At 40.6% G+C, this 13,763-nt stretch carries 11 protein-coding genes; 6 read left to right on the forward strand and 5 right to left on the reverse strand.

Annotated elements, in window-relative coordinates; translation table 11 throughout:
• Window positions 1-46: 46 nt before the first annotated feature.
• The 5 genes from NYR53_RS26320 to NYR53_RS26340 form a co-directional block, all read right to left on the reverse strand.
• Complete coding sequence (locus NYR53_RS26320; protein WP_261302066.1) at window positions 47-1,024, reverse strand: ABC transporter substrate-binding protein; 978 nt, start codon at window positions 1,022-1,024, stop codon at window positions 47-49.
• A 335-nt stretch (window positions 1,025-1,359) separates the two neighbouring features.
• The gene (gene yjfF, locus NYR53_RS26325; RefSeq protein WP_261302067.1) at window positions 1,360-2,322 is read right to left on the reverse strand and encodes a galactofuranose ABC transporter, permease protein YjfF; all 963 of its coding nucleotides are present in this window, start codon (window positions 2,320-2,322) and stop codon (window positions 1,360-1,362) included.
• Window positions 2,315-3,340 carry an ABC transporter permease gene (locus NYR53_RS26330; protein WP_261302068.1) on the reverse strand — a complete coding sequence of 342 codons (1,026 nt, stop codon included), beginning with the start codon at window positions 3,338-3,340 and terminating at the stop codon, window positions 2,315-2,317. Before NYR53_RS26330 ends, yjfF begins: the two co-directional genes overlap by 8 nt.
• 5 nt (window positions 3,341-3,345) lie before the next feature.
• Window positions 3,346-4,854: a sugar ABC transporter ATP-binding protein gene (locus tag NYR53_RS26335; RefSeq protein WP_261302069.1), complete on the reverse strand. Its 1,509-nt coding sequence runs from the start codon at window positions 4,852-4,854 to the stop codon at window positions 3,346-3,348.
• 100 nt (window positions 4,855-4,954) lie between these two features.
• A complete protein-coding gene (locus tag NYR53_RS26340; RefSeq protein ID WP_261302070.1) occupies window positions 4,955-5,989 on the reverse strand; it encodes an ABC transporter substrate-binding protein in 1,035 nt (344 codons plus the stop codon).
• A 405-nt stretch (window positions 5,990-6,394) separates the two neighbouring features.
• Between NYR53_RS26340 and NYR53_RS26345 the strand changes: the two genes are divergently transcribed.
• The 6 genes from NYR53_RS26345 to NYR53_RS26370 all read left to right on the forward strand — a co-directional run bounded on the left by NYR53_RS26345 (window position 6,395) and on the right by NYR53_RS26370 (window position 13,737).
• Complete coding sequence (locus NYR53_RS26345; RefSeq protein WP_261302071.1) at window positions 6,395-8,047, forward strand: cache domain-containing sensor histidine kinase; 1,653 nt, start codon at window positions 6,395-6,397, stop codon at window positions 8,045-8,047.
• A gap of 6 nt (window positions 8,048-8,053) precedes the next feature.
• Entirely contained in the window at window positions 8,054-9,700 is a 1,647-nt protein-coding gene (locus tag NYR53_RS26350) for a response regulator (protein ID WP_261302072.1), read from the forward strand.
• Window positions 9,687-10,664, forward strand: coding sequence for a sugar ABC transporter substrate-binding protein (locus tag NYR53_RS26355; RefSeq protein WP_261302073.1), 978 nt, complete (start codon window positions 9,687-9,689; stop codon window positions 10,662-10,664). The genes NYR53_RS26350 and NYR53_RS26355 overlap by 14 nt, the downstream gene beginning before the upstream one ends.
• 257 nt (window positions 10,665-10,921) lie before the next feature.
• Entirely contained in the window at window positions 10,922-11,941 is a 1,020-nt protein-coding gene (locus NYR53_RS26360) for a GntR family transcriptional regulator (protein ID WP_261302074.1), read from the forward strand.
• Window positions 11,942-11,959: 18 nt separating this feature from the next.
• Window positions 11,960-13,438: an alpha-N-arabinofuranosidase gene (locus NYR53_RS26365; protein WP_261302075.1), complete on the forward strand. Its 1,479-nt coding sequence runs from the start codon at window positions 11,960-11,962 to the stop codon at window positions 13,436-13,438.
• Window positions 13,439-13,452: 14 nt separating this feature from the next.
• The gene (locus tag NYR53_RS26370; protein ID WP_261302076.1) at window positions 13,453-13,737 is read left to right on the forward strand and encodes a hypothetical protein; all 285 of its coding nucleotides are present in this window, start codon (window positions 13,453-13,455) and stop codon (window positions 13,735-13,737) included.
• Window positions 13,738-13,763: the final 26 nt, after the last annotated feature.

The raw sequence follows: 13,763 nt of genomic DNA on the forward strand, positions 1-13,763 counted from the left end.
TTTTCAAATTCTCTTATATTAATTGGAATGAAATCCCATTTTTACATTAATAACTACGAGAAGCAATCTCCTTCTCTGCCGTAACCTGTGTAAAAACATTTTCTGGCGTAACAATTCGTTTAGGCAGTGTGCTCCCTTTCACGACTTCCTTCACAGCTTGAATGAGATTAGGACCTAATAACGGATTACATTCAACCACTAAATTGATTTTTCCCTCATTCATCTTCCCGAGTGCCTTCCGAGTCCCATCTACCGTAATCACCACAATATCTTCCCCTGGAATTAACCCGTATTCTTCTATAGCTTCCAATGCCCCTAATGTCATATCATCGTTATGTGAATATAAAACCCGAATGTCTCTGCCTTTTTCTTGCAGAAACTTCTTCATCACTTGTTTTCCTTTTGTAAAAGTGAAGTCAGCATTCTCGCTCTCAAGAAATTGGAAATCATTACGTGTAACAATTACATCACGTAATCCCTTCCCGCGAGCAATGGAAGGCGTTGATCCTTCGGTACCTTTCAATTCCACAATGCCTATTGACTTACTTGTTTTCGGGAATTTATCTACTAGGTACTTTCCTGCTTTACGGCCCTCTTCATAAAAATCAGAACCAATATGCGTCACATAGAGAGAGGAATCTTTGACGTCAACATAACGATCAATAATAATTACTGGAATTCCTGCTTGTTTAACCTCCCTTAAAATAGGCTCCCAACCCGTTTCCACAACAGGAGCGATTGCGATAACATCGACTTTCTCTTTTGCAAACTCTCGAATAGCTTCTATTTGCTTTTCTTGCGATTGCTCTGCATTTTGAAATATGAGTTTGACATCTGATTCATTTGCGGAATTTTTAATTGAGGACGTATTGGCAATACGCCACTCACTTTCTGAACCTAGTTGTGAAAATCCTAAGACGGGTTCCTTACTTATGGGAGTCGCAATGGACCTAATATGACTTTCTTCCTCAACATTATTATTAGTCTTTTTCACTTGAACTTGCTCACAGCCAAAGAACAGCAATAGAATGCTCATTGTCATGATAAATTTCGTAAGCGCTAAGAACGTCGTTTTCGGTCTACTGGAATGCATAAATTCATGTTCCCCCTTAAAAATTATACCCTGTTATTGCTCAAGATCATCTTACCAGATTGCTTGTAATTAGGGTTTCAGCACCTTCACTAAGTTTAAAGCCGTTTACCATCAATTGTAAAACATTAGCTTCTATTTTGTAGTTGAAAGAGTATACGCACCATAATTTTAAAATTATGTTTGTTTAAATAAACATCGAGTTAAAACGAACAAAAAAAGGCATTATTCGACAAAAAATTGTCAATTAATGCCCTTCCCTAGACTCTCTACCTACGCTGCGCCCAACTTCGTTGACTTAGCAAACGTTGTAAGATAATAAACATAAACAAAAGAATACCAATGACAATCTTTGTCCACCAAGAACTTAAAGTCCCTTCGAAGCTAATGATGGTTTGGATAACTCCTTGAATCATGACACCAAAGAAAGTTCCTACAATGTAACCTACGCCTCCTGTGAGAAGTGTGCCACCGATAACCACTGCTGCTATGGCATCCAACTCCATTCCCATTGCATGCAAGCCATAACCTGAAAGCATGTAGAACGTAAAGACCACACCCGCAAGTGCTGAGCAGAATCCACTAAATGCATAGATCAACATTTTGGTACGTCCAACAGGTAATCCCATTAATAAAGAAGATTGCTCACTCCCACCTAATGCATAGGTATTTCTTCCAAAACGCGTGTAATGTGCAATATAAAAGCCTAAAAATACAACCAATAAAGCGATGATGACACTTATGGAAACAAAATTACCTCCAGGCAAGCTTATCTTCGTTTGGGCGATGCTCGTATAGAAGCCATTATCAATGGTAATTGTATTAATGCTAATGATGTAGCACAATCCCCTAGCGAGAAACATCCCTGATAATGTTACAATGAAGGGCTCGATTTTGAAATAATGAATAATCGCTCCCATTCCCCAACCAAATAAAGCTCCAATTAACAAAACCATGGGTATCACCAAGCCAGGCGGCCAACCCGCTTGGACTAAACTTGCAGAGATCATAGTGGTTAATGCAATGACAGAACCGACCGATAAATCAATTCCTCCAGATAGAATAACAAATGTCATCCCTACAGCTGTTATTAATAAAAAGGCATTATCAATGAGCAAATTCATCAACACTTGTAAGGAAAAGAATCCTGTATATCGGAAGGAACCAATAGCAAACATTAGCACAAATAATCCAATGGTTACTAGTATAGGGATATGCTGTTTCTTAAACATGTTGCTTGACCTCCCTCTCAGCAGGATAATGGCGCGTTTTCCAACGGAAGGCAATCGATTTACGGAAGGATTCCGATTGAATTAAGCATACAACTAGAACTACGAATGCTTTTACAACTAGAGTTATCTCTGGCGGTACACCAATCATATAAATCGTCGTGGTAAGCGTTTGAATGATCAAAGCTCCAACTAATGTACCTGCTAAGTAAAAGCGTCCTCCTGTAAGCGCTGTTCCGCCAATGACTACAGCTAGAATCGCATCTAATTCATACCACAAACCAGCGTTATTTCCGTCTGCACTTGATACGTTAGAACTTAATATGAGACCTGCGATTGCCGCACATAAGCTACAAAACATGTAGACGAAAAACATAACCGTCTTCGATCTAACACCAGCAAGCTTACTTGCAGTTGGTTTGCAACCAACGGATTCAATAAATAAACCGAGTGCTGTTTTTCTAGTCAATACGTAGGCAATTAGAAATACGATGGCAACGATAAATATGGAAAACGGGAGTGTCAATAAAGATCCTGCTCCAATGTACTTAAAATGGGGGTTGGATATGGTAATAATTTGCCCACTCGTTATTAATTGAGACACCCCGCGCCCAGAAACCATTAAGATGAGCGTGGCGATAATCGGTTGCATCCCAATATTAGCAACTAAGAATCCATTCCAAACACCTAGTACAATCGAAATCAGTAATGCGGTACCAACCGAAATAATGACATTAACTAAGCTGCCATCTCCATTGCTAATCATGAGACATGCGATGGCTCCTGAAATTGCTACTACTGAACCTACGGAAAGATCGACGCCTTTCGTAGCCGCAATGACTAGCGTCATGCCAATGGATACAATCATTAACGGAGATCCAAAGTTTAGAATATCAATAAGACTTCCGTAGAGGTGTCCATCTCGCATTTTTATCGCAAAGAAATCAGGGGCGTATATGAAGTTAAATACTAATAGTGCACATAAAAAAGTTAGTGGCCAAAACAAATGATGCTTAACCATGTTCATCAACCTCCCGCAATTGCCTTCATGACATTCTTCTGGCTAATCTCATCGCCAACCATTTCCTTCACCTTGTGCCGATCACGAAGTACAACAATTTTATGACTGACGCGTAATACTTCCTCTAATTCAGAAGATATGAATAGGACCGACATCCCTTTTTGAGCTAAGGATAGAACTAATTTCTGAATCTCAGCTTTAGCTCCGATATCAATTCCCCTTGTAGGTTCGTCTAATATCAATAAATCAGGATCAGTGAGCAACCAACGAGCAAGCAATACCTTTTGTTGGTTCCCGCCGCTTAAATTTTTGATGAGATGTTCTGGATTAGGAGGATTAATATTCAATGCTCGAATGTATTCATCCGCCATTTCATCTTGACGTTTTCTTGAGATGGTTTTGAACCAGCCCTGAGACGCTTGAAGCGCTAGTATGATATTTTCCCGCACAGTTAAATCATCAATAATACCTTCCAGTTTGCGATTTTCGGAGCAAAAGGCGATCCCTTGATCAATGGCCTGCCTTGGCGAATGAATCACCTCATGGGAACCCGCCTTAGTGATTTCACCAGAATCCGCCTTATCCGCTGCGAAGAATAATCTAGCTAATTCGGTTCTTCCAGAGCCGAGTAATCCGGCCAAGCCTACAATCTCCCCTTTATGAATAGCGAGATCAACAGGTTCGATAGAGCCTTTTTTCCCTAAACCAGATGCTTGAATTAAAACTTCACTATTCACTTGAGCCGCTACATCACCTTTAGGCAACTCTTCAAGTAGCTCAAGGTCTTTACCGATCATCTTAGAAACCAGCTCTATACGAGGAAGATCTTTAGCTAAATATTCCCCAATAAACTCTCCATTTCGGAGTATGGTTATTCGATCTGAAATGTCATAAACCTGATCCAAGAAATGAGTGACAAAAAGAATCGCAAGTCCTTCATTTTTCAATCTGGTCATGACAGAAAATAGTTGTACAACCTCGCCCCTATCCAAACTGGAGGTTGGTTCATCTAGAATTAACACTTTTGCTGAAATACTCAAGGCTCTTGCGATAGCTATAAGTTGTTGAACAGCTACCGAATACATATGCAATGGCTGTGTAACGTCAATTTCAAGATTCATTCTCTTTTTCAATAAATGTCCAGCATCTTCATTCATTTTTTTCCATAAAATCCGACCGAAACGACGTGGTTCACGCCCAATATAGATATTTTCAGCTACAGACAAGTTCGAACAAAGGTTAACCTCTTGATATACCGTACTAATACCTGCATTTTGCGCATCAAGCGGGCTAAGAATTTTAATTGGCTTTTTATCCATCTCAACGACACCCTGATCGATGGAGTGAACACCTGTAAGTACTTTAATTAGTGTGGATTTACCTGCCCCATTTTCACCCATTAATGCATGAACTTCTCCTGGAAACAATCTAAAATTAACGTTAGTTAACGCCTTAACACCCGGAAACTGCTTATGAATTCCGGTCATCTGCAATACCGGACCACCCTGTTTCATAAAGCCACTCCTCTCCTATATGAACAAGAGCCACTCCATACTAGCAAGATGGAGCAGCTCTGCCCTTTTTATTTATAATAACAATGATGTAGACAATCTCTTAGTACTGACGGTTCGGCAATTCACGTTTAGCATCTTCTGAAGTAAATACGCCTTCTTTCGTAACAATTCGTTTCGGCAGCTCTTTCCCGCTAAGTACATCTTTAGCAGCTTGCATCAATTGTCCACCAAGTAGTGGGTTACACTCGACGATGAAATTAATTTTCCCTTCGCTTGCCGCAACAAAGCCGTCTTTCACGCCATCAACTGAGATAATAATGATATCTTTACCTGGTTTAAGTCCTGCTTCTTCAATAGCTTGGATAGCCCCGAGTGCCATATCATCGTTATGTGCATAGAGAACATTAATGTTCTTATTTGCTTTCAAAAATGCTTGCATAACCTCTTTACCTTTGGCACGCGTAAAATCACCTGTTTGTGAAGCAATGATTTTAAGATTAGGATTTGATTTAATAATTTCGCCAAATCCAGCTTTACGATCATTCGCAGGAGCAGAACCTGTTGTTCCTTGAAGCTCTACGATATTAACTGCTTCTTTCGTATCCTTATATTTGTCAACTAACCATTTCCCTGCGCTCCGGCCTTCTTCTACGAAATCCGAACCAATGAACGTTCTGTAAAGGGAAGTATCTTTGGAATCTACTGCTCTATCCGTTAAGATAACTGGAATGCCAGCATCTTTCGCTTCTTTTAATACTGTGTCCCAACCGGACTCTACCACTGGTGAGAATGAGATGATATCTACTTTTTGTTGGATGTATGTACGAATAGCTTTGATTTGATTTTCTTGTTTTTGTTGCGCATCGGAGAATTTCAATTCAATGCCAGCTTCCTTCGCGGAATCTTGAACTGATTTGGTATTAGCTGAACGCCATCCACTTTCAGCACCTACTTGCGCAAAACCCATTGTGATCTTCTTGTCCGCTTTAGCAGTAGCCACCGCTGCTGTACTTGGGCTTACAGTCGCAGCTGCAGATGTGCTGCTTGCTGTCTTGCTTTCTCCTGAATTACCACAAGCTGCTGTGAACATCATCATTAATGAAGCTACTAATACTACCCCTAGAGACTTTTTCATTTATTTTTCCTCCCTTATTTCACCTGTTTGCTTCGGTGTAACTAAAGTATAGGGTACGAATCGTGAAAGGGTATACGGAGTTTCATTGACACTTCTTATAAATTATTATTCATTTTTTGATCAACCCGATTTAAAACTTAAATTTTCTATTCCAAAAGTGTAGTTTTTTGTTCGATGATTGCGTTTTCAAAATGATTGATTCATAATTTATAATAAGAATTCGACAAATTGGAACCAATGAAAGGTTATCCTAATATGGGCATATATCGGAAAATAACGTCTAGCCTTCGAGCCAAACTTCTAACCATGTTTGTTATACTCACTTGTCTTCCGTTAATTGTCGTTGGCCTCATTTCCTATAATAAATCGTACAATACGGTATTTAATAACAGCAAATCGGCAACCATGATGCTTGCTGCGCAATTAGCGACGGATATTGACAATGTATTTACAGATACGAAAAAGCTCCTTGAATTGGAAAAAAACCCCAATGTTCTGCATTTTTTATTTTCACAAACGGATTCGAATTTAGATGCAAGAGAAATTTTGCAAACTATGTCTTCCTATAGAGAAACTTACCAATACGATAGTGTGCTAAACATTACCATGATTAATCTATATGGCCGAGGGATTAGCGAAAGGAAGGGAGTATTTCAACTAAATAGAAATGCATTACGTAATCCGCATTTTGAGTATCTGATTCAAAATCCTGAGGCTGTCTTGAACATCCCGCCTGATGATCCCTCTTCATTAGATCCTCTGGACGGTTTTCAATATAAAAATCATCATATTATTTCAATCGTATCCACAGTTAAACAGCGGGTTACCCATGAAGTAATAGGATTCATTATTATCGATGTCGATGACAGTATCGTGAAAAGGTTTTATGACAACGTTACAATTGGAAAAAGCGGATTTTTCTATGTCGCAGATAACATTGGTAATGCCATTTTCTTACCATCCAAAGCAGCCAATTATTCAAAGTGGTTACATAATAAAAACATTTCTTCTATAATCGAAAACAAAAATAATGAATATGTGGACTCTTCAGAAGGTAAACCAGAATTTATTGTAACTTCCCCATCAACGTCCACAGGCTGGAATATCGTAGGGGTAGTACCGCTGCAAGAAATTGTTGAGGAAGCCAATTCCATTCGCCAACTCATCATCATTAGCGTTATGCTTAGCATCATTTTTGCTATAACATTGCATTTCTTCGTCTCTACACGCCTGACTCGACCTGTTCGAATATTAAAAAACAAAATGCAGCTCGCTGCATCTGGCTTTCTTGAAGCTAAAGTCGTACTTGCCGGTACGGATGAAATTTCGGATTTGGGAAACAGTTTCAATATTATGATCGGGAAAATTCGCATGTTGCTTGACCAGAGCATTAAAGAACAGCAAGAAATCAAAAAATCAGAGCTCAGGGCCTTACAGGCACAAATTAACCCGCATTTTTTATACAATACGTTGGATTCCATTCTTTGGCTGGCGCAATCAGAAAAAAAGGATCAAGTTGTCCAAATGGTCATGGCTTTATCTAAACTGTTTCGTATTAGCTTAAGTAAAGGAAGAGATTGGATCACCCTGGAAAAAGAAATCGAACATCTTCAAAGCTATTTGACCATTCAGCAGATGCGCTATCGGGATATTCTCGACTATGAAATTGCCATAGATTCAAGCCTACATTCTTTACTTATACTTAAAATGACTTTACAACCGATTGTTGAAAATGCCCTTTATCATGGACTAAAAAACAAACGTGGAAAAGGATTGATTCGAATCACGGCCAGGATTGGAGATGAGGATAATTTCCTTATCGTGATAGAAGATAATGGAAAAGGCATTTCTGAAGATCGGCTTGGGCAGCTGCGGAAAGATTTAATGGAACCTCATACGCCCAAAGAAACTGGAAATGAAGTATCCGGAGGGTTCGGATTGCACAATGTTCATAGACGAATTCGCTTATATTACGGAGAAGCTTATGGCGTACAGGTAGACAGTATCGAAGGTGAAGGAACCATTGTTACGATTCGAATACCGTGTGATTGGGGTTGAATTTGAGTGAAAAAAATATTACTTGTAGACGATGAAATATTAATTAGAGAAATCATTCGTGATTGTGTGGATTGGGAAAAGGAAGGGTTTATTTACTGTGGAGATGCATCCGATGGCGAGGTTGCTCTTCCCATCATAGAGCGAGTACAACCCGACATCTTAATCACGGACATTTTGATGCCTTTCATGAACGGCCTTGAGCTAAGCAGTATTATGAGCAAACAGTTTCCAGAAATGAAGATTATCATTTTAAGTGGCCATGCCGAGTTTGAATATGCAAGAATGGCTTTGCAAATTGGCGTGCAAGAATACTGCTTAAAACCAATTAGTCCTACTGAACTCCTGAAGGTGCTCCATAAAGTCAGTGCTGAAATTGACAAAGAACGAGAAATAAAAACGCAGCTCCAACTACTCAAAGAGAAAGAACATGAAAATAGTACAATTTCACAAGACAAGCTATTGAATGATCTATGCAGTGGTTTCATGACCACTTCAGAAGTGATGCATCACAGTGCCTCTATTCAATTGAACATTATAGCTCATTATTATGTAGTTACCGTGCTAGATTTACGTGAAACAGAAGCAAACAAGCTTGAAGAGATGAATGCTATGCATGGCAATGAGCGCTTACTTTTGGACAAATGCATGAAACTAAAGGAGAACTATAAACAGTTGATGTTTCAGCGCAGCCGCTCTGAAAGCGTATGGATTATTAAGGGCGATACCTTAGAGAATTTAAAGCACGAATTACAGCTATTTCAGGATTTGCAAAATGCAATCTCTGAAGAAGCCCATTCGTTTCCTATTTCTATTGGTATTGGAAGTGTGCAGGATCGTCTTCAAAATGTACATCTATCCTTTCTTGATGCTATGGAAGATGTTCATTGGAGAAGGTTATCCCGTCAAAATCGGAATATGCTTAGCGAGATGAAGACAGAGACCTTAGATCCAACCCTTTTTTTAGATCGTGGTGCTTTTATGGATTTTTTGAAAATAGGGTCACATAACAAATTAGGTTCATTTGTTGCAGATTATGCCGCAGCGTTAGTCGATATAAATTGGCATTCATCGTCAATCGGATTCTACATTTTAAATGATGTGACCATCGAAGCTTTCCGTTCAAATAAAGACATGTATCGCCACCTTGCTGAGCCTGAAAAGTCGCTTCAACAATTCCAGCAAATGATAGGTAATATACGTACTTGGGAAGAAGCCTGTTCTTATTTAATCCATTTAATTGAACAGTTTTGGACGTGGCGTTCTCGTATCTACGATAAATATAGCGATATGATTACAAAAGTCAAAGAATACATACAATTGAATTTTGAAAAAGATAACTTCTCTTTACAAGATGCGGCCGAGTATGTAAATTTGAGTCCAAACTACTTGAGCCGAGTATTCAGTCAGGAAACAGGTCAAACCTTTATTGAATATTTAACACAAATACGTATTCGAAAAGCGATGGATCTGCTTAAAAGTACGTCAGCAAAATCTTATGAAATCGCTTTTTTAGTTGGCTATAATGACCCCCATTATTTTTCGAATTTATTCAAACGATTAACAAGGATGACACCAAAAGAATTTAGAAAAAATGGGACTGCTGATGAAGTACTTGATATCCTGAAGGGGGATTCTCTTCATGAGGATGATTAAATGGCTGACGATCGGCTGTATTATGCTGCTAATTTTAACTGGATGTAAGGGATCAACGCCATCCACACAGGAATCTTTTTCTACATCAAGCACGCCAAAATCAACTATGTCCAACACAAAACATTCCGATCCACTCATTTTTGGTATCATTTATCCGATGACACACCCTTTCTATGAGATGATTACCGATTCCATAGAAAAAGCTAGCAAACCTTATTCCATTCAATTAATTGTCAAAGCACCTGATGAAATTAATCTGGAACAGCAAATGAGAATGATGGAAACCATGATTGCACAAAAGGTTAATGGAATTGCCATCGACCCCATCGATCCTGTTGCGCTGACACCCATCATTAATAAAGCAGCACAAGCTGGTATACCCGTCATTTGTTTCGAATCGGATGTACCAGGCAGTAAGCGATACTCCTTTATCGGAAGTGATCCGCTTAAAGAAGGTACTCTCATGGGGCAAATTATAGATAGAAACCTTAAAGGCAGGGGCATGATCATGATCGAAGGGAGTTTGTCCAAATCTCCTCAGATCAGCCTCCGACTTGATGGATTACTCCAATATTTAAAGCAAAAAACGGAAATACAAGTTCTTGAAATGAGATATCATGACGGTGATAATGAAAAAGCAATTTCCGACCTGGAAGTCATGATCAATGAGCATCCACATTTTGATGCACTAGTCCCTATGGACATCGTTTCCAGTTCAAATGCAATCCTTGTTTGGAAATCCCAAGGGTTAAAACGTTACGCGATAACATTCGGTATGACGCCTGATGTCAAAGAAGCTTTATTAAACGGTCAAATCAGCTCCGTGATCTCTGAAAATGAACATTTATGGGGAGATAAAATTATCGAACAATTACTCACAGCTTCAAGAAATGCTCCTTCATCCACATGGATCGACACTGGTTTTCAAGAAATAAAACAAAGTAATATGGACGTTGAATATTAGATGCTGCTATGCTTAAAAACCCATAGAGCAGCCTGTTCTTGAGACATCGGGCTGTTCTGTGGGTTTTGTTTACGCGGCTTTATAAAAAAAGCCCGTGCCATAAGACATGGACCTACGTCACCAATTCTGAAAATTTTCTCAATAATTATGACGCCACACACACCAACCAAAATAATGATGGACTCCCTTCGCACTACGTGGTATCTTATTGGTATTAAATAGTTTCAATTCTGGTATTGAATGGTGGTTCATCTTGCATGGAAAAATCCCCGCTTGTCAAAGAAAAACTGCTTGAACAGCTGCGCCATCAGATTCAATCCTTACAAACCGATCAACTCGTTAAGATTCCTTCTGAACGTGATCTGGCCGAAAACTTCGATGCTAGCCGAGTCAGCGTACGTGCTGCGATGAAAATTCTCGTTAATGAAGGCCTGTTGGTCCAACTGCGAGGCAAAGGCACTTATATTGTCCCTTCTGTCCTCTTAGACACGTTGTATGTGTTGTGCTCTCGGGATATCAAAGGAAATGACCCCTTCTATACCAATTTCCTTGTTGAGATCACCAACTTGGCTGCCAAACAAGCCATTAAGATCTCGATGGTTAACCCTGAGCACCCTATTGAGTCTTCTATTCCAAGTCCACTTGTCATCATTGGTCAGATCGATGACGAGACATTAGATGAGCTCAAAGCAGCATCCAACCAGCTATTTTCCATTCAACGTTACGCGCATCGCGATGATATCATCCAAATTTACTTTGATGACTATCGCATCGGCAGCAAAGCCGCCAAAACGCTTTACGACAATGGACATCGTACTTTCACACTACTTGGAGGACCTGATAAATACGACTCTTCGCGCTTAAGAAAGCAAGGCTTTCTAGAGTATTGCGGGCAGCAAGGTGTCCACGTACAGGTCATTACCGAGAAAATGAATTGGGAAGGCGGGCGGCGAGCAGCCGACACTTTGCTTTCAGTCGGTCTAACAGATGCCATTTTTGCCGTCAACGATTGGATGGCTGCTGGATTTATTCAAGGCTTGCGCGAAAATGGTTATCAGGTCCCAGCGGATGTTTCCGTTATCGGATGCGATGATATTCCACTCGCTGCTCAAATTTCTCCACGACTTACGACTTTTAGTTTGGATGCTAAGCATTTAGTTGAGGAGCTGCTTTCAGCGATTCATCGGAACATTTCCAATCAGACTGATTCTAGGGAACAAATCGTACTTTCGGCTGCTTACGTTAGTCGCGAGTCGGTTGCCAATATCAAACAATAAAGGGAGTAGGTACCTTCTATGGCAAAGCTCATAATAAACGCGGATTCACCGAAAGGCACGATCGATCGTAATATTTATGGTCATTTCTCCGAACATCTGGGACGCTGTATTTACGAGGGGATCTGGGTTGGTCTGGATTCCCCGATTCCGAACACGGAAGGTATGCGTAACGATGTGATCGAAGCTTTGAAAAAACTTCAAATTCCTGTTTTGCGTTGGCCGGGCGGGTGCTTTGCCGATGAATATCACTGGAAAGATGGTGTGGGTCCAGCTGAGAAACGTAAGCGGATGATTAATACGCACTGGGGCGGTGTCTTGGAAAACAACCATTTCGGGACACACGAATTCTTGCGTTTGTGCGAGCTGATCGAAGCGGAGCCTTACATAAGCGGAAATGTTGGAAGCGGTACCGTAGCCGAAATGTCCGAATGGGTTGAGTACATGACCTTCGATGGTGAGTCACCCATGGCGAACTGGCGTCAGGAAAATGGGCGTGAAAAACCGTGGAAGCTTACCTATTTTGGCGTAGGGAATGAAAACTGGGGCTGCGGCGGTGACATGCGTCCAGAATACTACGCTGATCTTTATCGCAGATATGCGTGTTACGTGCGGAATTATGGGGATAACCGTATTTTCAAAATCGCTTGCGGTGCAAACAGTGCCGACTACAACTGGACGGAAGTATTGATGAGAGAAGCCGCCAAGCATATGGATGGTTTAAGTCTTCATTACTATACCGTTCCTACTGGGAATTGGAAGGATAAAGGCTCTGCTACAGACTTTACAGAACTAGAATGGTTCCAAACCCTTGAGAAAACCTTATTTATGGACGAACTCATTACACGCCATGATACCATTATGACCAAATATGATCCTGAGAAACGAGTTGCCCTCATTGTCGATGAGTGGGGAACATGGTTCAATGTAGAGCCTGGAACGAATCCCGGCTTCTTATATCAACAGAATACGATGCGTGATGCGCTCGTCGCCGGAATTAATTTGAACATTTTCCATAAGCATAGTGATCGTGTTCGTATGGCCAACATTGCTCAGGTCGTAAATGTCTTGCAATCCGTCATTTTAACTGAAGGCGCCGACATGCTTCTTACACCTACTTATCATGTCTTTGATATGTACAAGGTTCATCAAGGCGCTAGCCTCATTAGCACTCATGCAGAAAGCCCATCTTATGAGATGGATGGTAAAAAAATCGATCAACTCAGCGTATCCGCCTCCTTAGATACAGCTAACCAATTACATATTTCGTTATGTAATTTGCACCATTCGGACCAACTTGAAGTCAACTGTGACATTCGTGGACGTACGGTAGGATCAGTCGCGGGTCGTATTCTAACCTCAGACAGCATTCAATCCCATAATACTTTCGATAAACCTGAAACGGTAAAACTAACGGATTTCACCGCCTACAGGTTTGAAAATGATCAGCTCATCGTTACACTTCCTGCCAAATCCGTTGTCACGCTTCGTCTTTCATAAGGGGCGTATCCGATATGGAAAGCCAGATTAACAATATGGAAGCTATGCCTGCATGCAAAGGTTGTTCCGCAACGGTACATGTGACGCCTGAAGAGATCGCCAAGCTTTTCGGCGAAACACTCAAAGTACGTAATCTTAAGCTGACTACGGAAGAAGAGTATGATCGGCGGATCGCGATATGTGATGGCTGCAAAGACTATCAATTCGGTACAACATGCCGCTTTTGCGGTTGTCTCATGGCCATCAAGGCCAAACTAACAGCTGCCCGTTGCCCGGCTCCGCAAGGGAGCAGATGGTAACTCTTTACACAACAAAGCTCGCTTCC

This window comes from Paenibacillus andongensis (assembly GCF_025369935.1).
Taxonomy (GTDB): Bacteria; Bacillota; Bacilli; order Paenibacillales; family NBRC-103111; genus Paenibacillus_E; species Paenibacillus_E andongensis.

Excerpts from the sequence above, each read along its gene's own strand:
- yjfF (WP_261302067.1), bottom strand. The coding sequence starts at position 2,322 with ATGTTTAAGAAACAGCATATCCCTATACTAGTAACCATTGGATTATTT.
- NYR53_RS26330 (WP_261302068.1), bottom strand. The coding sequence starts at position 3,340 with ATGGTTAAGCATCATTTGTTTTGGCCACTAACTTTTTTATGTGCACTA.
- NYR53_RS26335 (WP_261302069.1), bottom strand. The coding sequence starts at position 4,854 with ATGAAACAGGGTGGTCCGGTATTGCAGATGACCGGAATTCATAAGCAG.
- NYR53_RS26340 (WP_261302070.1), bottom strand. The coding sequence starts at position 5,989 with ATGAAAAAGTCTCTAGGGGTAGTATTAGTAGCTTCATTAATGATGATG.
- NYR53_RS26345 (WP_261302071.1), top strand. The coding sequence starts at position 6,395 with ATGATGCTTGCTGCGCAATTAGCGACGGATATTGACAATGTATTTACA.
- NYR53_RS26355 (WP_261302073.1), top strand. The coding sequence starts at position 9,687 with ATGAGGATGATTAAATGGCTGACGATCGGCTGTATTATGCTGCTAATT.
- NYR53_RS26360 (WP_261302074.1), top strand. The coding sequence starts at position 10,922 with ATGGAAAAATCCCCGCTTGTCAAAGAAAAACTGCTTGAACAGCTGCGC.
- NYR53_RS26365 (WP_261302075.1), top strand. The coding sequence starts at position 11,960 with ATGGCAAAGCTCATAATAAACGCGGATTCACCGAAAGGCACGATCGAT.
- NYR53_RS26370 (WP_261302076.1), top strand. The coding sequence starts at position 13,453 with ATGGAAAGCCAGATTAACAATATGGAAGCTATGCCTGCATGCAAAGGT.